Raw genomic sequence first — 20,209 nt, 5'->3', positions numbered from 1 at the left:
CCGCCTCGAACATCGCACGCGGAAGAGCGGCGACTGCCGTCATATGGCAACTCGTCCATCCGGTGTTTCATACATGGTGTATGGAATTCCCTTCCGCGGAGGTATTAACCGGAAAAAGGTAGGAATTATCATGGCTTTGCCAACCTTTACCATGCGCCAGCTCATGGAAGCTGGTGTCCACTTTGGTCACCACACCCGCCGTTGGAATCCGAAGATGAAACCGTACATCTTTGGTGCCCGCAACGACATCCACATCCTGAACCTGCAGGAAACCGTTCCGATGCTGCATCGCGCGATGCAGGCTGTTCGTGACGTAACCGCTTCGGGTGGTCGTGTTCTCTTCGTCGGTACCAAGCGTCAGGCTTCACCGATCATCGCAGACGCTGCAAAGCGTTGCGGCCAGTATTATGTGAACCATCGCTGGCTCGGCGGCATGCTGACCAACTGGAACACCGTTTCCAACTCGATCAAGCGCCTCAAAGAACAGGACGAAATCCTGAACGCTGGTGCAGAAGGTCTGACCAAAAAAGAAATCCTGAACCTGACCCGTTCGCGCGACAAGCTTGAGCGCGCTCTTGGCGGTATTAAGGACATGGGTGGTCTTCCCGACATTATCGTCGTGGTCGACACCAACAAAGAATCGCTTGCTATTCAGGATGCCAAAAACCTGAACATCCCGGTTGTTGCGATCCTCGACTCCAACTCTGATCCGGCAAACGTTCAGTTCCCGGTTCCGGGCAACGACGACGCGATCCGCGCAATCCAGCTGTATTGCGATCTGTTCGTTGGTTCCGTTCTGGACGGCATCCAGGAAGAAATGACTGCTTCTGGCGCAGACCTTGGCGAAGCGGAAGAAGTTCCGGCCGAGGCAGCTGCTGCTTCCGAAGCTGCAGAAGAAGCTTCCGCATAAGTTTCATTTTGTACCTGATGAAACGGCGGCTAGCATGCCGCCGTTTTGTTAGGTGTTAACCTGATCGCGTACTTAGGGGCTTTAAAAATGGCTATTACCGCTGCTCTCGTTAAAGAGCTTCGCGAAACCACCGGCGCTGGCATGATGGATTGCAAAAAAGCGCTGTCCGAAACCGATGGTAACCTTGAAGCAGCTGTTGACTGGCTGCGCACCAAAGGTCTTGCTGCTGCTGCCAAGAAAGCTGGCCGTGTTGCTGCCGAAGGTCTGGTTGCTGTTGCAGTTGACGGCACCAAAGGTGCAGTTGTTGAGCTGAACTCCGAGACCGACTTCGTTTCGCGTAACGAAGACTTCCAGAAATTTGTTGGCGAAATCGCAAATCAGGCGGTTGCTGCTAACGGCGATATCGATGCCCTCAAAGCTGCTGCTTACCCGGGTACCTCGCGTAACGTCGAAGAGCAGGTCACCCACATGATCGCCACCATCGGCGAAAACATGTCGCTGCGTCGCTCGGCTGGTCTGGCTGTCGACAAAGGTGTTGTTGCTTCCTACGTTCACTCCGCTGTTGCCACTGATCTGGGTAAGATCGGTGTTCTGGTTGCGCTTGAATCCGAAGCAGACGCTGGCGTTCTCGAAGGCCTTGGTAAACAGATCGCGATGCACATCGCTGCAACCAACCCGGCATCGGCAACCGTCGATGATCTTGATCCGGAACTGGTAGAGCGTGAAAAAGCTGTTCTGACCGAACAGGCCAAAGAATCCGGCCGTCCGGCAGAAATCATCGAAAAGATGATCGAAGGTCGTATCCGTAAATATTACGAGCAGGTTGTTCTGGTTGAGCAGACCTTCGTGATTGACGGTGAAAACAAAGTCAAAACCGTGATTGAGAACGCTGCCAAAGAAGCTGGCAAGCCGATCACCCTTAAGGGCTTTGTTCGCTTCGAACTCGGTGAAGGCATCGAGCGCGAAGAAAAAGACTTTGCTGCCGAAGTTGCTGAGCAGCTGAACAAATAAAACATCTGTTCGGAATGGTGCGTTTGCCACCATTTCGTGTATGATCCAGACCGGCGAGGTCGGCAGCGCATATCCGCCCTGTTACTCGCCGGTCTTTTTATATCTGAATTTTGCATTTCCCGCGTTTGGGCAATGCGTTACATCGGCATTTAAGAGGCAATCCGACATGGCAGAAAACGGCCCATTGAAGTTTCGTCGCGTCCTTTTGAAGCTCTCGGGCGAGGGGCTTTTGGGTAAACAGCAATACGGTATCGATCCAGAAACTGTTGACCGGATTGCCAGCGAAATCAAAGCCGTTCATGACATGGGTGCTGAAGTCTGCATGGTGATCGGCGGCGGGAACATCTTCCGCGGTGTCAAAGGTGCCTCCCAGGGCATGGAACGCGCAACCGCCGACTATATGGGCATGCTGGCCACCATCATGAACGCCCTTGCTGTTCAGAACGCGCTGGAACGTCATGGCGTTCAGACCCGCGTACAATCCGCCATCCCGATGTCATCTGTTTGTGAGCCCTATGTGCGCCGCCGCGCGGTCCGTCACATGGAAAAGGGCCGTGTCGTGATCTTTGCTGCGGGCACCGGTAACCCGTTCTTCACCACCGATACTGCTGCTGCCTTGCGCGCGGTTGAAATGGGCTGTGATGCGTTGCTCAAGGGCACCCAGGTTGACGGTGTCTACACTGCGGATCCAAAAACTGACCCGACGGCAGAACGCTATGACTCTCTGACCTATATGGAAGTTCTGTCCAAAGATTTGCGTGTTATGGACGCATCGGCTATTTCTTTGGCACGCGAAAATGATATTCCGGTTATTGTATTTTCTTTGCATAATCCGGGTGCCTTCGCAGACGTTGTTTCTGCGAAGGGGACGTTTACGATTATTTCGAATGGAGACTGAACGTGTCTGACGTTGCTGGCCTAAAAAAGGACCTGTCCCGCCGTATGGAAGGGGCTGTGGAAGTATTGCACAAGGAGTTCACCGGTCTGCGTACCGGGCGCGCCAGTGTGAGCCTTCTGGAACCGGTCATGGTTGAAGCCTATGGCGTTCCGACCCCGCTTAATCAGGTGGCATCGGTCAGTGTTCCAGAAGCCCGTATGCTTTCGGTTCAGGTTTGGGACAAGTCGATGGTCAAGGCCGTCGAAAAAGCCATCCGTGATTCGGGCCTTGGCCTGAACCCGGCTGCTGATGGCACGCTTGTTCGCGTTCCGATCCCGGCACTTAACGAAGAACGTCGTACCGAACTTTCCAAGGTTGCCGGCAAATATGCTGAGCAGGCCAAGATTTCGGTTCGTAACGTCCGTCGCGATGGCATGGATCAGCTGAAAAAATGGGAAAAGGACGGTGACATCTCCAAGGACGAGATGCACGACGAAGAAAAAGAAGTCCAGAAGCTGACCGACAAGGTCATTGGCGAGATCGACGAAGCACTCGCCCACAAAGAACAGGAAATCATGCAAGTCTGATTATGGCTGTGCTTTCTTCGCAAACTCAACCTTCAGATGCGCTTTGTGTGCCGCGTCATGTTGCCATCATCATGGATGGCAACGGGCGCTGGGCGCGCGGGCGCGGCCGACCGCGGACGATGGGGCATCGCGCCGGTGTTGATGCCGTCCGTCGCACCATCGAAGCCGCAGGCGAACTTGGGATCGAGTATCTGACGCTTTATGGCTTCTCGACCGAGAACTGGAAGCGTCCGGAAAGCGAAGTCAGCGATCTGATGGGTTTGCTGCGCCTGTTCGTGAAGCGCGAATTATCCACTTTGCACAAAAATGGTATCAAAATTCGCATTATTGGCGATCGTTCGCGTTTTGCTGATGATATCCGTGAACTTCTGGCCAAGGCCGAAGATCAAACACGCGACAATACGCGCCTGAACTTGACCATCGCGCTGAGCTATGGTGCGCGTGCTGAAATCACGCAGGCTGTACGCGATATTGCCGCCAAGGTTGCCGCAGGCGAACTGTCCGCCGACGAGATTACCGAAGACCTGATCGAACAAAACTTGTCGACAGCCGGTATTCCGGACCCGGATCTTCTGATCCGAACCAGTGGCGAACAGCGGATCAGCAACTTCTTGCTCTGGCAGTCGGCCTATACTGAATTCGTCTTTGAAGATGTGCTTTGGCCGGACTTTGATCGCAGCCACCTTGAAAAAGCTATCGATAATTTTGCCGGGCGGGAGCGGCGTTTTGGTGCCGTCATCTGAGACACAAGATCAAAAAGATACCAATTCCGGCCTGATACCACGCGTTCTTTCCGCGATGGTTATGGCGCCTGTGGCTGTTGCGGCGGTCTGGTTCGGATCTCCCTATTTTGACATATTACTGTTTGTGTTTTCAGCGGGGATGATGTGGGAATGGTCGCGCATGTGCGCCCCGAACCACCATAACGGCATATCGGTTGTTACCGCCGTTGCGCTTGCGGTTGCGATGATAATGTATGTTGCTGGCCAGGAAGAATATATCGTCATGCCGATTGCCATCGGGGTGATTATTGCTGCGGCCCGTTCGGGCACAAACTGGTTGCTTGCCGGGTTTGGCGTTTTGTACATCTCGGTTGCTGCACTGTCAGCGCTTTGGCTGCGCACTCAGGATGGCGACGGTCTTCTGATCATTATGTGGCTGTTCTTCCTTGTCTGGGCGACCGACACAGGCGGTTATGCATTTGGCAAGACCATCGGCGGACCAAAACTCGCACCACGCTTCAGCCCGAAGAAAACGTGGGCGGGGTTGATTGGTGGAATGGTCTGTGCCGGTTTGATCGGCGGATTGGTCACCTATTTCAGTTCCGATGCGATCAATTGGGCGATTGTCGCTGTCAGTATGGTTTTGGCGATCATTGCCCAAATCGGCGATCTTGGTGAATCCGCGCTCAAACGTCGTTTCAAGGTCAAGGACAGTAGTCACTTGATCCCGGGCCATGGCGGATTGCTTGATCGTGCTGACGGGATGTTGTCGGTATTTCCTGTGGCCTTTGCTATTATCTGTTTCGCAGGGCTTTCTCTGCGTTAAGGCGGCCAATCCTCGGGCTGCTGTCTTTACAGGTGTTTGATGACTTTGAAGAAATCCGTCAGTGTCTTTGGTGTTACCGGTTCCATCGGGGCCAGCACCGTTGATGTTTTGAAGTCCCACACTGACAAATATGTTGTCGAAGCTGTAACGGCGCATCGCAATGTCGATGCATTGGCCAAGGCCGCCATCGAACTTGGCGCCAAATGCGCTGTGATCGGCGATCCTTCCTGTTTTGCGGACCTTCGTGATGCTCTGGCCGGGAAGGGCATTGAAATTGCGTCCGGCGAAGACGCGCTGATCGAGGCTGCCGAACGTCCCTCTGACATCGTCATTGCCGCAATTGTTGGGGCAGCTGGCCTGAAACCGACGCTGGCGGCCATTCGCCGTGGTGCGCGCATCGGACTTGCCAATAAGGAAACACTGGTCTGTGCCGGCGCCCTGATGACGGCGGAAATTTCCAGGCATGGTGCGACCCTGATCCCGGTTGATTCCGAACATAGCGCGATTTTCCAGGTTCTCGAGGATCGCGAAGAAACACGCATCGACCGTATCCTTTTAACCGCATCGGGCGGTCCGTTCCGGGAATGGTCGTTAAAGGACATGCAATCTGTCACCCGGGTACAGGCCCTAGCACACCCGAATTGGGAAATGGGCGCAAAGATTTCGATCGATTCTGCGACCATGATGAACAAAGGGTTGGAGCTGATAGAGGCATGGCACCTGTTCCCGGTGGCCGAGGAACAGATTGAAATTGTTGTTCATCCGCAGTCAGTTGTTCACAGCATGGTGGAATATCCTGATGGTTCCGTGCTCGCACAGCTGGGGTCTCCGGATATGCGCACGCCAATTGCTTATGCGCTTTCATGGCCGGATCGGATCAAAGTGGACGCACCGCGTCTTGATTTTGCCACGATCGGGCGTTTGAACTTCGAGGCGCCGGATACAAATCGTTTCCCGGCTCTTCGTCTGGCACGACAGGCCTTGCAGGAAGGTGGCACGCTGCCTACTGTTCTGAACGCTGCCAACGAAGTCGCCGTCGAAGCGTTCCTCAATGACAGAATCGGCTTCCTTGATATCGCCGCGACTGTCGAAAACGTCATGACAAGGCTTGGAAGCGAACCGCTGACCAGCCTTGAACAGGTATTTGAAACAGATGCAATGGTGCGCCGGGAAACCTCGGCGTGTCTTGTGTCGGCTTCTTAGATTGAAACTGCCGGTTTTACCGGCTTAGGGAATTCTTGATGGAAACCTTACTTGCTTTTCTTTTTGTGCTCTCGGTACTCGTGTTCGTTCACGAATATGGTCACTACTGGGTGGCAATCAAAAATGGCGTGAAGGTCGAAGCCTTTTCAATCGGATTTGGCCCCGAACTTTTCGGTTGGCAGGATAAAAAAGGCACGCGCTGGAAAGTCAGCCTGATCCCGCTTGGTGGGTACGTCAAAATGTTTGGCGATATGAACCCTGCCAGTGCCGGTGGTCGCGATGACCTTGACGCCGAAGAAGCAAAACACGCCTTCCATCACAAAGGTGTTGCCGCACGCGCGGCCATCGTTTTTGCCGGACCTTTGGCCAACTTCATCTTTGCCATCATCGTCTTTACATTCCTGTTTGCTGCTGTCGGGCAACAGCGTGCCTTGCCGGTTGTTGGCGAAGTTCTTGAAAACAGCCCGGCATCTGTTGCTGGCCTGATGGCTGATGACCGCATCACCGCGATCAACGGTCAGCCGGTTGAATGGTTTTCTGAGCTTTCTGACATTGTGCGAGCAAATCCCGGGCAACCGATTTCCGTCACGGTCCAACGCGACAGCGAAATCGTTGATCTTGCCGTGACGCCCGAAGCCGTCGAAGTCGACGAGGGTGGTATGACTGCGACGGTCGGACGCCTTGGCATCACCGCTGGTGACTTTGAGACGAGCCGCACCGGGGTTGTGGAATCGGTCGGTCGCGCATTTGAGACGACCTATTCATTGACCACGCAGACCTTCTCGGCACTCGGTGAAATGATCAGTGGTGATCGCGACAGTTCTGAACTGGGCGGGCCGATCCGGATCGCGCAAATGTCAGGACAGGTGGCCGAAGGGGGCATCGCACCGCTTCTGTTCTTTATGGGCTATCTTTCCATCAGCCTTGGGTTGATCAACCTGATGCCTGTTCCGGTCCTGGATGGTGGTCATCTTGTGTTCTACGCGATTGAGGCAATTCGCGGTAAGCCATTGGGGGCAAAAGCACAAGAATATGGTTTCCGTATCGGCGCGGGTTTGGTATTCAGCTTAATAATTTTCGCAACGTGGAACGATTTGACGCAATTGGGTGTCTTTAGTTTCCTCAAAGGACTTGCTGGCTAATGCATGACAGCAACAGGGGGGTTAACTTGCTGCGTAAGGTAAAAGCGGCCGTTGTCATTACGGCCCTGCTTGGCGGAACGGCGCCATTGATTGTTCCTGTGGCTGCGCATGCCCAATCGGGTCTGATTCGCGACATTGAAGTCGAAGGCAATAATCGTATCGAAACGGCGACGGTGAATGCCTACCTCACCGTTGCACCTGGCGATTCCTACGACATCCAGAAAATCAACAGTTCACTCAAGGCGCTTTTCTCGACCGGCCTGTTTGCCGACGTGTCCTTCTCCTTTAATCAGGGAATTTTGCGTGTAAATGTCGTTGAAAACCCGATCATCAACCGCATTGCGTTTGAAGGAAACCAGCGTCTTGATGATGATACCCTGAGTGCTGAATTGCAGTTGCGCCCGCGCGTTGTTTACACCCGCACCAAGGTGCAGGCCGACGTTCAGCGTATCCTCGAACTCTATCGTCGTAGCGGACGTTTCGCCGCAACGGTTGAGCCCAAGGTCATCCAGCTTGACCAGAACCGTGTCGATCTGGCGTTCGAGATTGATGAGGGGGATGCCACGGGTATCCGCAAAATCAACTTTGTTGGCAACAAGGCCTTTGACGACGGAGAACTGTCTGATGTGATCCGCACCACCGAAAGTGCGTGGTGGAAAATCCTGACGGCCGACGATAACTACGATCCCGACCGTGTGACCTTTGACCGCGAACTCCTGCGTCGCTTCTACCTGTCTGCCGGCTATGCTGATTTTCAGGTTTTGTCGTCGGTTGCCGAACTGACACCTGATCGCTCGGATTTCTTTGTCACCTACACGGTGAGCGAGGGGCAGCGCTATCAGTTTGGCGAGATCAATGTCGTCTCACAGATCGACAAGATCGATCCGGAAACCCTGGTGCCGCTGATCGAGATTGAAAGCGGCGAATGGTATAACGCCAACCTTGTGGACGATGCGGTTGATGCTTTGACCGACAGTGTCGGGGATCAAGGCTATGCCTTCATTGACATCCGCCCGAATGTTCAGCGCAACCGTGAAACCGGCACCATTGACATCACCTTCAACATCTCCGAAGGGCCGAAGGTCTATGTCGAACGTATCAACGTTGTCGGCAACGTCCGAACCCTCGATGAGGTGATCCGTCGCGAATTCCGCTTGGTCGAAGGCGATGCGTTCAGCAGCTCCAAGATGCAGCGTTCCAAACAGCGCATCGAAAACCTTAACTTCTTCAAATCTGTGGATGTCAAAACCCTGCCGGGGGCGTCGCCGGATCAGACCGTGATCGAGGTCGATGTCGAAGAAAAATCGACCGGTGAGTTTTCCATTGGTGCGGGTTACGGAACGGATAATGGTGCGTTTGGTCAGCTTGGTATTCGTGAACGCAACTTGCTTGGCAAAGGCCAGGATTTGCGCCTGAACTTCACGCTTGGTTCAACCGACCAGCAGATCGACCTGTCCTTCACCGAGCCGTATTTCCTTGATCGCGAAATCGCTGCAGGTTTTGATGTCTATCGTCGTGAAGAAGATAATCAGGACGAAAGCTCGTATGATGAAGAGCAGACCGGGGGACGTCTCCGTGCGGGATTCCGCTACAGTGAGGAACTCTCGCATTCGTTCCGCTACTCGCTCGAAAGCAATAGCTATTCAAACATCAATCGTAGCAGCGCTTCACGACTTCTGTTGGCTGAAGAGACCGAGTTTGTTGAGTCCGCTATTGGTCATACTCTGACCTATGATGAACGTGACAGCTCGATTTCGCCGACGGAGGGATATTTCGCCCGCCTGTCAAATGATTTGGCCGGTGTTGGCGGCGATGAGCAATATTTGCGGTCGCGCGTTGAGGGCGGATATTACTATCCGATCGATCGCGAGCATGAGTGGGTTCTCTCGACCCGTGGTTCTACCGGCTACATTTTCGGGTTCGACGATGATACCCGCATTTCGCAACGTTTTTCTGTTGGTGGTTCAAACCTGCGTGGTTTCGAATCTGCCGGTGTCGGCCCGCGTGATATAGCGACCGGGGATGCTTTGGGTTCCAAACTGTACTACACTGGAACGGTTCAGTTAGACTTCCCGCTCGGGCTTCCATCTGAGTTTGCTTTAACAGGTCGCGTGTTTAGTGACTTCGGCTCCGGGCAGGACGTCGATGGTGCCCGTCCCGGCGAAATTTATGATACGGGCACTCTACGAAGCTCTGTCGGTTTTGGTGTAGGTTGGGAATCGCCGTTCGGCCCGATTGGTGTTGACATCTCTCAGGCAGTCACAAAAGAAGATCACGACAAAGAGGAAATGTTCCGACTTAACTTCGGAACGAGATTCTAATGAAAATGATCAAATCTCTCCGTAATCTGCTGGTTCTCTCCGCTCTTATCGGTTTCTCTGCACATGCCAATGTTGCGCAGGCGCAAGAACCGAACCCGGATAACTTTGCCTCCGTCATGATTGTCGATTTTGCCGGCATCATGCGTGAAGCATCTGCGATGCAGGATGCCCGCAAACAAATCCGCGATCGACAGGTTGCCTATCAAAAGGAAATCGAAACCCGCGAGCAGGGGCTGCGCGAGGAAGAAAAACAACTCGCTCAGCAACGCACGCTGCTGGCTGCAGACGTTTTTCAGGAAAAACAAAAGCAGTTTCAGCAAAAAGTCGCTGATTTCCAGAAATTTGCCCAGGCCCGCAGCCGTGTTCTCGATCAAGCCCTAGCCGAGGCTCAGTCCAAATTCTCGCAAGCCCTGAACGAAATCATAGGAAGCATTGCCGAAGAACGTGGCGCAAACCTTGTCCTGCATCGTGGGCAAGCTGTTCTGTTTGCAACCACCATGGATGCGACCAAGGAAGTTTTTGATCGCGCAAATGCCGAGGTTCCAACCATCACGGTTGAATTCAAGGAAGGCTCCTGATGGCGGATGCCCGTTTCTTTAGCCGCAAGGGACCCTTCAGTGTTGCTGAAATAGCCGCACTGACGGAAACAACACTGGTCAATGCACCCGATGAAACACGGGTCTTTCACGATGTCTCGCCCCTGCAAAACGCAGATGGCGATATCCTGAGCTTCTTTGACAATCGCAAATATCTTGATGCGTTTGTCAGCAGCAAGGCAGGGGCGTGCTTTGTGCGCCCTGAGTTTGTCGAGCGTGCACCCGAAGGCATGGTGTTGTTCGTAACCAAGGACCCGTATCGCGCCTATGCCAAGGCCGCGACTGCGTTCTATCCGTTCGAAACCGGCAATGGCGTGATTTCGGATCGCGCCGTCATTGATCCGTCTGCCAAGCTTGGCGAAGGCGTGCAGGTCGATGCCGGTGCAGTCATCGGTGCCAAGTGCGAAATTGGCGATGGCACCATCATCGCATCCAATGCTGTCATTGGTGACGGGGTTGTCATCGGTGCGGGCTGCAAGGTGGGTGCGAATGCCTCCATCAGCCACAGCCTGATTGGCAATCTGTGCCTGATCTATCCCGGTGCCCGCATCGGGCAGGACGGCTTTGGCTTTGCCATGGGCCCAGAAGGGCACGCCAAGGTTCCGCAATTGGGCCGGGTCGTCATTGGCAATGACGTCGAAGTCGGTTCAAACAGCACGATTGATCGCGGGGCAGGGCCAGATACCGTCATCGGGAACGGCTGTCGTATCGACAATCTGGTGCAAATCGGCCATAACGTTGAACTTGGCATGGGCTGTGTTGTCGTCTCGCAAGTCGGGATCTCGGGCTCGACCAAGATTGGCAATTTTGTCGTGCTTGCCGGTCAGGCAGGCATTACAGGACACCTCGAAATCGGCGATGGCGCGAAAGTCGCAGCCCAGTCGGGTGTCATGAAAAATGTGGGGCCGGGGGAAACTGTGGGCGGAAGCCCAGCCGTTCCGGTCATGGAATATCATAAACAGACGGTCGCCTTGTCGCGTCTGATACGAAAAAAGAAATAAGGGCTACACACATGACCGAACTGGTAAGTGTCGATATCCAGCGCATTCTGGAAATGATTCCGCATCGCTATCCGTTCCTTCTGATCGACAAGGTCATCGACATCGAAACCGATGTCCGTGCCACCGGCATCAAGAACGTGACGATGAACGAGCCGCAATTTACCGGCCATTTCCCGCAGCAGCCAATCATGCCGGGCGTCCTGATCATCGAAAGCATGGCGCAGACCGCAGCCATCCTGGTCGTTCAGACCCTTGGCGCGGATGCCGAAGGCAAGCTGGTTTATTTCATGAGCATCGATAACGCCCGTTTCCGTAAACCGGTAACCCCGGGTGACGTCATGCACATCCACGTGACCAAAAAACAAAGCCGCGGCCCGGTCTGGAAGTTCGAAAGCCAGGTCAAGGTCGACGGCCAAGTCGTTGCCGAGGCAACCATCGCCGCGATGATCCGGGATAACTGATAATGTCAAAAGTACATCCAACCGCCGTTGTCGAAGATGGCGCGCAGATTGGTCAGGATGTCGAAATCGGACCCTATAGCGTGGTCGGTCCGAATGTTGTCTTGGGTGATGGTGTCAAACTGCACAGCCACGTCGCGGTCGCAGGTCACACCACCCTTGGCGATCAGTGCGAAGTTTATCCCTTTGCCTCTGTGGGGCATGCCCCGCAGGACTTGAAATTCAAGGGCGAAAACAGCCGTTTGATCGTTGGCAAACGCACCAAAATCCGCGAGGGCGCAACCCTTAATCCGGGCACCGAAGGTGGCGGTATGGAAACCACCATCGGTGATGACTGCCTTCTGATGACCGGGGCCCATGTCGGGCATGATTGTCATGTCGGCAACCACTGCATTCTGGTCAATAACGGCACGCTTGCGGGCCACGTGGTGGTCGAAGACTTCGCAATCGTTGGCGGTCTTTCGGCGGTTCACCAATTTGTTCGTATCGGCAAGCACGCCATGATCGGCGGCATGACCGGGGTCGAAAGCGACGTCATCCCTTATGGGTCTGTCATCGGCAACCGTGCGTATCTTTCGGGCCTGAATATCATCGGCCTGAAACGCCGCGGTTTTGACCGTGAAACCATCCATTCGCTGCGCAAGGCCTATCGCCTTCTGTTCGCACAGGAAGGCACTCTGGCCGAACGTGTCGAAGAAGTCGCCAAGGATTTTGAGGGCGTCGGCCCGGTGATGGAAATCATCAATTTCCTCAAAGCGGAAAGCATGCGTTCCGTATGCACGCCAAAATATGACAGCTCCGCAGGATAATCCGCAGCCGAAATTGGGGATTATCGCCGGGGGCGGGGCGCTTCCCGCCCGTCTGGCGTCCGCGGCTGTTTCAATGGGCCGCGATGTCTGCATCGTCAAACTTGATGGCTATGCCGATGATGCCGACCTTGATCAATATCCGAATGTAACGGCCCGCCTTGGCGCAGCATCGAAAATCCTTTATGCCATGCGCAAGGAAAACTGCCAGGACGTGGTTCTGGCAGGTAAGGTCGCACGCCCCAGCTTTTCTTCGATCCGCCCGGATTGGCGGGCAGCAAAGCTTTTGATGAAAGTTGGCACCAAGGCACTTGGCGATGACGGATTGCTCCGCCTTGTCGGCAAGGAGCTCGAACGCGAAGGCTTCCGACTTTTGGGCGCCCATGAAATTCTTGGCGATCTCGCGGTCGAGGAAGGCGTTCTTGGTGCGGTAACCCCCGATGAACAGGCAATGACCGATGCCCGCCATGGCCTGTCAGTCGCCCGAATACTGGGGCAGGCTGATGTCGGGCAGGGATGTGTCGTGCAACAGGGGCTGGTTCTGGCCCTTGAGGCGATCGAAGGCACCGATGAAATGGTGCGTCGCTCGGCCAAATACTGCCGTGATGGTGTTGGCGGGGTGCTGGTAAAGTCCGCCAAGCCGCAACAGGACAAACGCCTTGATCTGCCGGCCATCGGCATGAAAACCGTCGAAGAGGCCCATAAGGCTGGCCTGCGTGGCATCGCATTGCTTGCCGGTGGGACCATGATCATTGACCGTGCTGCTGTGATTGCCCGTGCTGATGCGCTGGGCCTGTTTGTCGTCGGTCTGGCCTTCCCCGACGAGGAACGCCAAAATGGCGGATGAAATCACGCCGCTTGGCCCGAAAATCATGCTTGTGGCTGGCGAAGCATCCGGGGATCAACTGGGGGGGCGCCTGATGGCGGCCCTTAAGGCCAAGCAGGATCATATTCGCTTTATCGGTGTCGGCGGTCCGCGCATGGAACGTGAAGGCCTCAAAAGCCTGTTTCCGATGAATGAAATGTCGGTCATGGGCCTGACAGAGGTCGTGCCGCATATTCCACACTTGCTCAAACGCATTTCCCAAACCGCGGATTTTGCCAAGTCCGAGAAACCCGATGTCGTGATTACCATCGATGCCCCGGATTTCAGCTTTCGGGTCGGCAAGAAGCTGAAAGGCAAGGGCATCCCGCTGGTGCACTATGTCGCCCCCTCGGTCTGGGCCTGGCGCGAAGGCCGGGCAAAGAAGATTGCTGGTTTCCTCGATCATCTTCTGGCACTTTTGCCGTTTGAGCCGCCTTACTTTGAAAAAGAAGGCCTGCCAACCACCTTTATCGGCCACTCAGCAGTCGAAGAACGCCATGACGGGGATGGTGAGCGGTTCCGTACCCAACATGGCCTGACTCCGGACCAAAAGCTTCTGGCCGTTTTGCCCGGAAGCCGTAATTCCGAAGTCAAACGCCTCCTGCCGGTGTTTCGCAAGGTAATAGATGATGTTGCCGCGAAATACCCCGACGCGCGCATCGTCGTGCCAACGGTCAGCAAGGTTGTCGACACCGTCACCGAAGAAATGAAATCCTGGCCGCTCGATCCGATTATTGTCGCATCCGACCGGGAGCGCCATGATGCGTTTTCGGCGGCCGACTGTGCGCTGGCGGCATCAGGAACCGTCTCGCTGGAGCTCGCAATTGCCGGTGTGCCGCATGTCATTGCCTATCAGGTCAATGCAGTGACGGGCTGGATTGCAAAACGCCTGATCAAGATCGATACCGTCACCATTGTTAATCTGGTCCTTGGCAAAAAACTAATCCCCGAATTCTTGCAGGACAAATGCAAGGCCAAAAAGATCATTCCGGTTCTTGAAACCCTGATGGCCGATAGCCCCGAACGCGCCGCACAGATCGACGGTTTTGAGGAAGCCTGCACCTTGCTGGGATTTGGTGACAGACCGCCCAGCGAAAAGGCTGCCGAGCAGATTTTGAAAATCATCGCCAAAAAATAATCTGTTACAGGTGGCATCAAATCCGCATTGCAATTAGGTTCTTCGCATTGATCAATTCATAACGGAGAGTGTTATGCGCTACCTGCACACGATGGTACGTGTCGAGAATGTCGATGAGTCGATGAAATTCTATTGCGACCTTCTTGGCATGAAAGAGACCCGCCGGATCGAGAGCGAGCAGGGCCGTTTCACCCTGATCTATCTTGCACCGCCGGCGGATGTCGAAAGTGCCAAATCCGTCAAGGCCCCGGAACTTGAACTGACCTATAACTGGGACCCGGAAAGCTATTCCGGCGGACGCAACTTCGGGCATCTGGCCTATGAAGTCGACGATATTTATGCGCTTTGCCAGAAACTGATGGATGAGGGTGTCACCATCAACCGTCCGCCGCGTGACGGGCGCATGGCGTTTGTTCGTTCCCCGGACGGCATTTCCATCGAGTTCCTGCAAAAAGGCGAAAGCCTCGCCCCGGCTGAACCGTGGGCCAGCATGGAAAACACCGGAAGCTGGTAAGCCCGGAAAATATCGTGGGGCAGGTTAAAGCTGCCTCACAAATACAAAAAGGCCCGGAAAATTCCGGGCCTTTTCTTTGATCTGTCGATGTCGACGCGGCTTAGCGCTTGTCGACCGGAACGAACGGACGTTCTGCAACACCGGTAAACAGCTGACGCGGACGACCGATTTTCTGAGACGGATCTTCGATCATCTCTTTCCACTGGGAAATCCAGCCAACGGTACGTGCAACAGCGAACAGCACGGTGAACATGCTAACCGGGATGCCCATCGCCTTGAAGATGATGCCCGAATAGAAGTCGACGTTCGGATAGAGTTTCTTCTCGATGAAGTACTCGTCTTCACGTGCGATACGTTCCAGTTCCTGGGCAACGTCAAGCAGCGGGTCGCTGATGTTGAGTTCTTTGAGAACTTCGTGGCAGGTTTCCTGCATGACTTTGGCGCGCGGATCGTAGTTTTTGTAAACGCGGTGACCAAAGCCCATCAGACGGAACGGATCGTTCTTGTCTTTTGCTTTTGCAACGTATTCCGGGATGTTTTTCACATCGCCGATTTCGTTGAGCATGACCAGAACGGCTTCGTTTGCGCCACCATGTGCCGGACCCCAAAGCGAGGCGATACCAGCAGCAATACATGCAAACGGGTTGGCACCCGAAGAACCTGCCAGACGAACGGTCGAGGTCGACGCATTCTGTTCGTGGTCGGCATGCAAGATCAGGATGCGATCCATTGCCTTGGCCAGAACCGGATTGACTTCATAGTCTTCACACGGGTTGCCAAACATCATCTGCAGGAAGTTTTCTGCATAACCGAGCTTGTTGTTCGGATAGCGGAACGGCTGACCGATGGAATATTTATACGCCATCGCCGCAATGGTCGGCATTTTCGCAATCAGGCGATAGGCCGAAATCATCCGCTGCTTCGGATCGTTGATGTCGGTGCTGTCATGATAGAACGCGGACAGTGCGCCAACAACGCCACACATGATCGCCATCGGATGCGCATCACGGCGGAAACCGTTATAGAAATTGCGCATCTGTTCGTGGACCATGGTGTGCATGGTAATATCATTCTCGAACTTGGCTTTGTCGGTGGCATTCGGCAGCTCACCATAAAGCAGCAGATGGCAGACTTCGAGGAAGTCGGCATTTTCTGCAAGTTCATCAATTGCATAACCGCGGTGACGCAGAATACCAACGTCGCCATCAATATAGGTCAGTTCCGACTGGCAAGAGCCGGTCGAAGTGAAGCCCGGATCATAGGTGAAATATCCGGTTTCAGCATACAGCTTGCGGATGTCAATCACAGACGGGCCTACACTGCCCTCAATCACCGGCATATCGAACGACTTGCCAGTGGCATTGTCGGTCATTGTCACGGTGTGGGAAGTCTTGGGATTAGATGCCATGACTATTTTTCCTTCCCTGTTTGAACGAACACGGTTTCAAGTTGTGTGCAGCATAATGCTGCGGCGCACAAAGCGCAAACGGGTTATTAGTTTTTCTTAATTCGCTGTTGTTAAGCATCAAAATGGCGAATGCGTTTCAGCGTTTGGGTTTTACCAAGCACAATCATTACTTCGAAAATGCCTGGTGAAGAGTTGGAGCCTGTAAGCACCGCCCGCAAGGGCTGCGCAACTTTGCCAAGCTTTAACTCAAACTTATCGGCAATGGCACGAACACTTGCGTCAACGTCCTCTTCGGTCCAGCTATCAAGCGCTTCAAGACTGTTGGCCAGTTCCTTGAGCAGACCTTCAGGTGCACCATCAATCAGGGACTGGGCTTTCTCGTTAACGGATGTAATGCCATCGGTAACGTAGAAAGCCGAAGAGTCGGCGAGCTCGATAAGAGTCTTGGCCCTTTCTTTAAGGCCTGCCATGCCGTTGATCAAGATTTCTTTTTGCGACGCATCAAGCGCATCCACGCCAATTTGCTTGGCAATCAGCGGCGAAATCTCGTCTGCAAGGCGTTTGTCATCGGCCTGACGCAGGTAGATGCCATTAAGGTTGGTCAGCTTTGCAAAATCAAAGCGCGCAGCCCCTTTGCCGACATCGGTGATGTCAAACCACTCAATTGCCTGCTCGGTCGAAATGACTTCATCATCGCCATGGCCCCAGCCAAGACGCAGAAGATAGTTGTTCAATGCCTCGGGCAAGAAGCCCATTTCATCGCGATAGGCATCAACACCCAGCGCACCATGGCGTTTCGACAGCTTGGCTCCATCCGGGCCATGGATCAACGGGATGTGCGCAAAGGTCGGGACATCCCAACCCATGGCATCATAAATGACTTTCTGACGGAATGCGTTGGTCAGGTGGTCGTCACCACGAATAACGTTGGTAACACCCATGTCATGGTCATCAACCACGACCGAAAGCATGTAAGTCGGCGTTCCGTCGCCGCGCAGGATGACATAATCGTCAAGCTGCTCGTTTCCGACGCGAACTTCGCCCTGCACCTGATCATTGATCACGGCATCGCCTTCCTGCGGCGCCTTGACGCGGACCACCGGTTTGACACCTTCCGGTGCCTCGGACGGATCGCGATCACGCCAGGTACCGTCATATTTCATCGGACGGCCTTCTGCGCGGCCTTTCTCGCGCATGGCGGTCAGCTCCTCGGGGGAGCAATAGCAATAATACGCTTTCCCGGCATCAAGAAGCTGTTGGGCGACTTCTGCATGGCGGTCGCGACGGGCAAACTGGAAAGTCGGCTCTTCGTCTGCGGTCAGGCCAAGCCAGTTCAAGCCGTCAAAAATGGCGTCTACGGCCTCGGGCGTTGAACGTTCACGGTCGGTATCCTCGATCCGGAGCAAGAACTTGCCACCGGTATGTTTGGCATACAGCCAGTTATAAAGTGCGGTGCGTGCGCCGCCGATATGCAGAAACCCGGTCGGAGACGGGGCAAAACGGGTAACAACCGTCATTCAATCTATCCGTTATTTGGATGTTGTCGCTTGTCCTGAGGACTTTTGGCGTGCAGGCTATAGCACAAATGACACGCTGTTGCACCACAGCGGATGTTAGATAGAAACTATGCGGCAGGCGGGCTATTGGACATTCGTCGTACGGCGACAGGTAAAGTTAAATTAAAACAATTGTTTGTGGGTGTTTTCTCACAAATTAATTTTGTTGTAACAAGCCAAAGAAATAAATGGTTTCTGTCCTCGGTTATCTTCTTTGGGTTGGGCTGTGCCGGGTATTTCTTGCTCCCTGCGCGTATCGGGCTTGGTCAAATTGCTCTGGCGGTGATTCTGCTGTGCTGCGGTTTCTGGATGTCGCGGCGACTTGCCACTCTGGCCTTCGCGTTTCAACTGCTTGCCAGTCTGGCTTTCGGGGCTTTGACAAGTGCCATCCATACCGAACTTGGCCCGGATAATATCACGACAAAAACGTTCTATACGACCGAGGTTACCGGCACCATCATCGCGCTGGAGCCAAGGAACGGACGTATCCGCGCCACCGTGCAGCCGTCCGAGATTGTCGGCATTGCCCAAGACCAACTGGACTGGAATGTAAGGCTCAGTTTCTTGGGCGATAGTGCGCTTTCAATTGGCGATCAGATCCGCGCGAACGCACGTCTCTTTCCCTTGCGCGCACCTGCGGTTCCCGGCGACCCGGATTTTTCACGTAATCTCTATTTCAGCAATATTGCCGCATCCGGCTTTGTCTTTGGACGACAGTTCGAAGTTCTGGAAAATCAAAAAGACATAAACAACAATATTTTACTGGTCGGTATTGAAAGGGCGCGTCAATATATCTCAGCCGTCATCAGCGATGAAATGACTGGCCCTGAAACCGGCATTGCCAAGGCGCTGATCATTGGCGAACGCGGTGAAGTCTCCCCGGATATTGCCGATAACCTTCGCAAATCCGGGCTTGCGCATTTGTTGGCGATTTCCGGTCTGCATATGGGATTGCTGTGCGGGACGGTGTTTTTCCTGATCCGGTTCGGGTTGGCCGCCATTCCATCAATTGCCTTGCGCTATCCGATCAAGAAATGGGCAGCGATGGCGGCCATGCTGGCGGGGCTTGTCTATCTTGGATTATCCGGGGCGACCATCCCGACCCAGCGCGCCTTTGTCATGTTGCTTGTGGTTTGGCTGGCACTCCTGCTGGATCGCCGTGCCATATCGCTGCGCCTTGTGGGCGTGGCCGCGATCATTGTTTTGATCCTTCGGCCTGATGCGGCGCTTGGCGCCAGTTTCCAGCTCTCCTTTGCCGCCGTTGGCGCACTTGTTGCGTTTTATGACGGGCCGGGGCGGCGCTGGCTGGATCGGCAGGGGATGCTGTCCTGGTATGAGCGTGCCGGTCTTTATCTTGCCGGTTTGCTGCTGACCAGTTTGATCGTGACGGCGGTGACTGCGCCCATTATCGGCTATCATTTCGGCCGTATTTCAATGCTCGGCGTACTCGCCAATCTGGTCGCCATTCCGGTCATGGCATTCTGGGTCATGCCCTGGATTGTCGTGACGCTGGCGCTGATCCCGATTGGGTTATCAGGGTTTTCTTTGGCCGCGATGAAGCCCGGATTGACGGTATTGTTGGAAACCGCCGAACTGGTTGCCGCACAGGACTGGGGGCTTTGGTATGTCTCGGGCCTTGATATGCTGGCGGTTGCCTTGGGGCTGTTTGCCTTGGCCTGGATCGTTATCTGGCGCGACAAGGTGATGATCGTGCCGGTCCTTCCGGTGATTTTTGCCGCCATTATCTTTCAGGCACTGCACAAAGAACCCGAAATCCTGATTTCGGGCGACCGCGAAAGCTGGGCTGTTTATGATCCCGATGCCGCTATCCTGCATACCTCATCGCGGCTGAATGACTTTCAAAAAGGCATCTGGATGAGCCGCTTTGGTATTCGCCCCGAACAGGAACCAAGCCGCGTACAGGCCTGCCAGAACGACCCGTGCTCCCTTGGTGTTAGCGCTAACATCGTTCCGTCACGGATCATCGTCGCAAGCCGTATTGCCAATCCGTTTTATGCCTGCCGTAATGCAGATATCATTGTCAGCCTGAAAACCGATCTACCAACCACCTGTCAGGCCTCTGGCGCGCGCGTGATCATCGATGATGACGTTCTGTGGTGGCAGGGCGGTGTTGCGATCAAACTGCCGTCTGAGCCTGGCGAAAAGCCAGAAATCAACACCGTCCGTGCGGAAACTGGCAATTGGCCCTGGATCATCATCGGCGGCAGAGCAGGGCGCTAACAACCTGATCGTACTCAAAACAAAAAC

19 protein-coding genes are annotated in these 20,209 nt (G+C 54.4%); 17 read left to right on the top strand and 2 right to left on the bottom strand.

Going from position 1 to position 20,209, the window contains the following annotated elements; translation table 11 throughout:
• The first annotated feature begins 130 nt into the window (after window positions 1-130).
• The 16 genes from rpsB (at window position 131) to WBY09_RS11570 (ending at window position 14,977) form a co-directional block, all read left to right on the top strand.
• Window positions 131-910: a 30S ribosomal protein S2 gene (gene rpsB, locus WBY09_RS11645; RefSeq protein ID WP_008891206.1), complete on the top strand. Its 780-nt coding sequence runs from the start codon at window positions 131-133 to the stop codon at window positions 908-910.
• 87 nt (window positions 911-997) lie between these two features.
• Entirely contained in the window at window positions 998-1,921 is a 924-nt protein-coding gene (gene tsf, locus WBY09_RS11640; protein WP_008891205.1) for a translation elongation factor Ts, read from the top strand.
• Between the two features lie 166 nt (window positions 1,922-2,087).
• Window positions 2,088-2,819, top strand: a complete 732-nt coding sequence (gene pyrH / locus WBY09_RS11635; protein WP_040824079.1) for a UMP kinase — start codon at window positions 2,088-2,090, stop codon at window positions 2,817-2,819.
• A 2-nt stretch (window positions 2,820-2,821) separates the two neighbouring features.
• Window positions 2,822-3,385, top strand: coding sequence for a ribosome recycling factor (gene frr, locus WBY09_RS11630; RefSeq protein WP_443082659.1), 564 nt, complete (start codon window positions 2,822-2,824; stop codon window positions 3,383-3,385).
• Between the two features lie 2 nt (window positions 3,386-3,387).
• A complete protein-coding gene (locus WBY09_RS11625; RefSeq protein WP_008891202.1) occupies window positions 3,388-4,128 on the top strand; it encodes an isoprenyl transferase in 741 nt (246 codons plus the stop codon).
• Window positions 4,037-4,933 (top strand): phosphatidate cytidylyltransferase, encoded by an 897-nt coding sequence (locus tag WBY09_RS11620; RefSeq protein WP_255356221.1) that lies wholly within the window; start codon window positions 4,037-4,039, stop codon window positions 4,931-4,933. Before WBY09_RS11625 ends, WBY09_RS11620 begins: the two co-directional genes overlap by 92 nt.
• A 39-nt stretch (window positions 4,934-4,972) precedes the next feature.
• The gene (locus tag WBY09_RS11615) at window positions 4,973-6,136 is read left to right on the top strand and encodes a 1-deoxy-D-xylulose-5-phosphate reductoisomerase (RefSeq protein WP_336232769.1); all 1,164 of its coding nucleotides are present in this window, start codon (window positions 4,973-4,975) and stop codon (window positions 6,134-6,136) included.
• 38 nt (window positions 6,137-6,174) lie between these two features.
• On the top strand, window positions 6,175-7,278 hold the full coding sequence (gene rseP, locus WBY09_RS11610) for an RIP metalloprotease RseP (protein WP_197147399.1): 1,104 nt from the start codon (window positions 6,175-6,177) through the stop codon (window positions 7,276-7,278).
• Between the two features lie 26 nt (window positions 7,279-7,304).
• Window positions 7,305-9,599: an outer membrane protein assembly factor BamA gene (bamA, locus tag WBY09_RS11605; RefSeq protein ID WP_336232768.1), complete on the top strand. Its 2,295-nt coding sequence runs from the start codon at window positions 7,305-7,307 to the stop codon at window positions 9,597-9,599.
• Window positions 9,600-9,604: 5 nt separating this feature from the next.
• Window positions 9,605-10,177 (top strand): OmpH family outer membrane protein, encoded by a 573-nt coding sequence (locus WBY09_RS11600; protein ID WP_245227865.1) that lies wholly within the window; start codon window positions 9,605-9,607, stop codon window positions 10,175-10,177.
• Window positions 10,177-11,196, top strand: coding sequence for a UDP-3-O-(3-hydroxymyristoyl)glucosamine N-acyltransferase (gene lpxD / locus WBY09_RS11595; protein WP_336232767.1), 1,020 nt, complete (start codon window positions 10,177-10,179; stop codon window positions 11,194-11,196). Before WBY09_RS11600 ends, lpxD begins: the two co-directional genes overlap by 1 nt.
• Window positions 11,197-11,207: 11 nt before the next feature.
• Window positions 11,208-11,657, top strand: a complete 450-nt coding sequence (fabZ, locus tag WBY09_RS11590) for a 3-hydroxyacyl-ACP dehydratase FabZ (protein ID WP_008891195.1) — start codon at window positions 11,208-11,210, stop codon at window positions 11,655-11,657.
• Window positions 11,658-11,659: 2 nt separating this feature from the next.
• Window positions 11,660-12,463, top strand: a complete 804-nt coding sequence (gene lpxA, locus WBY09_RS11585) for an acyl-ACP--UDP-N-acetylglucosamine O-acyltransferase (RefSeq protein ID WP_008891194.1) — start codon at window positions 11,660-11,662, stop codon at window positions 12,461-12,463.
• Window positions 12,444-13,307 carry an LpxI family protein gene (locus WBY09_RS11580; protein ID WP_286790879.1) on the top strand — a complete coding sequence of 288 codons (864 nt, stop codon included), beginning with the start codon at window positions 12,444-12,446 and terminating at the stop codon, window positions 13,305-13,307. Before lpxA ends, WBY09_RS11580 begins: the two co-directional genes overlap by 20 nt.
• A complete protein-coding gene (lpxB, locus tag WBY09_RS11575) occupies window positions 13,297-14,463 on the top strand; it encodes a lipid-A-disaccharide synthase (protein ID WP_286790878.1) in 1,167 nt (388 codons plus the stop codon). Before WBY09_RS11580 ends, lpxB begins: the two co-directional genes overlap by 11 nt.
• Window positions 14,464-14,536: 73 nt before the next feature.
• Complete coding sequence (locus WBY09_RS11570; RefSeq protein WP_286790877.1) at window positions 14,537-14,977, top strand: VOC family protein; 441 nt, start codon at window positions 14,537-14,539, stop codon at window positions 14,975-14,977.
• A gap of 100 nt (window positions 14,978-15,077) precedes the next feature.
• On the opposite strand, the gene WBY09_RS11565 is transcribed toward WBY09_RS11570, so the two are convergent.
• Window positions 15,078-16,385: a citrate synthase gene (locus WBY09_RS11565; protein WP_040823987.1), complete on the bottom strand. Its 1,308-nt coding sequence runs from the start codon at window positions 16,383-16,385 to the stop codon at window positions 15,078-15,080.
• A gap of 110 nt (window positions 16,386-16,495) precedes the next feature.
• On the bottom strand, window positions 16,496-17,902 hold the full coding sequence (gltX, locus tag WBY09_RS11560) for a glutamate--tRNA ligase (protein WP_336232766.1): 1,407 nt from the start codon (window positions 17,900-17,902) through the stop codon (window positions 16,496-16,498).
• Window positions 17,903-18,079: 177 nt separating this feature from the next.
• Here gltX and WBY09_RS11555 point away from each other — a divergent pair, with 177 nt between their 5' ends.
• Entirely contained in the window at window positions 18,080-20,182 is a 2,103-nt protein-coding gene (locus WBY09_RS11555; protein ID WP_336232765.1) for a ComEC/Rec2 family competence protein, read from the top strand.
• Window positions 20,183-20,209: the final 27 nt, after the last annotated feature.

The organism is Thalassospira sp. CH_XMU1458 (assembly GCF_037027205.1).
Classification (GTDB): Bacteria; Pseudomonadota; Alphaproteobacteria; order Rhodospirillales; family Thalassospiraceae; genus Thalassospira; species Thalassospira tepidiphila.
Note: the sequence above shows the minus strand (reverse complement) of the source record. Positions and strands in the feature narration are given on the sequence as shown.

Coding starts and splice junctions, on each gene's coding strand:
- rpsB (WP_008891206.1), top strand. CDS start 131: ATGGCTTTGCCAACCTTTACCATGCGCCAGCTCATGGAAGCTGGTGTC.
- tsf (WP_008891205.1), top strand. CDS start 998: ATGGCTATTACCGCTGCTCTCGTTAAAGAGCTTCGCGAAACCACCGGC.
- WBY09_RS11580 (WP_286790879.1), top strand. CDS start 12,444: ATGACAGCTCCGCAGGATAATCCGCAGCCGAAATTGGGGATTATCGCC.
- WBY09_RS11565 (WP_040823987.1), bottom strand. CDS start 16,385: ATGGCATCTAATCCCAAGACTTCCCACACCGTGACAATGACCGACAAT.
- fabZ (WP_008891195.1), top strand. CDS start 11,208: ATGACCGAACTGGTAAGTGTCGATATCCAGCGCATTCTGGAAATGATT.
- gltX (WP_336232766.1), bottom strand. CDS start 17,902: ATGACGGTTGTTACCCGTTTTGCCCCGTCTCCGACCGGGTTTCTGCAT.
- lpxA (WP_008891194.1), top strand. CDS start 11,660: ATGTCAAAAGTACATCCAACCGCCGTTGTCGAAGATGGCGCGCAGATT.
- WBY09_RS11570 (WP_286790877.1), top strand. CDS start 14,537: ATGCGCTACCTGCACACGATGGTACGTGTCGAGAATGTCGATGAGTCG.
- WBY09_RS11625 (WP_008891202.1), top strand. CDS start 3,388: ATGGCTGTGCTTTCTTCGCAAACTCAACCTTCAGATGCGCTTTGTGTG.
- lpxD (WP_336232767.1), top strand. CDS start 10,177: ATGGCGGATGCCCGTTTCTTTAGCCGCAAGGGACCCTTCAGTGTTGCT.
- pyrH (WP_040824079.1), top strand. CDS start 2,088: ATGGCAGAAAACGGCCCATTGAAGTTTCGTCGCGTCCTTTTGAAGCTC.
- lpxB (WP_286790878.1), top strand. CDS start 13,297: ATGGCGGATGAAATCACGCCGCTTGGCCCGAAAATCATGCTTGTGGCT.
- rseP (WP_197147399.1), top strand. CDS start 6,175: ATGGAAACCTTACTTGCTTTTCTTTTTGTGCTCTCGGTACTCGTGTTC.
- WBY09_RS11600 (WP_245227865.1), top strand. CDS start 9,605: ATGATCAAATCTCTCCGTAATCTGCTGGTTCTCTCCGCTCTTATCGGT.
- WBY09_RS11615 (WP_336232769.1), top strand. CDS start 4,973: ATGACTTTGAAGAAATCCGTCAGTGTCTTTGGTGTTACCGGTTCCATC.
- WBY09_RS11620 (WP_255356221.1), top strand. CDS start 4,037: ATGTGCTTTGGCCGGACTTTGATCGCAGCCACCTTGAAAAAGCTATCG.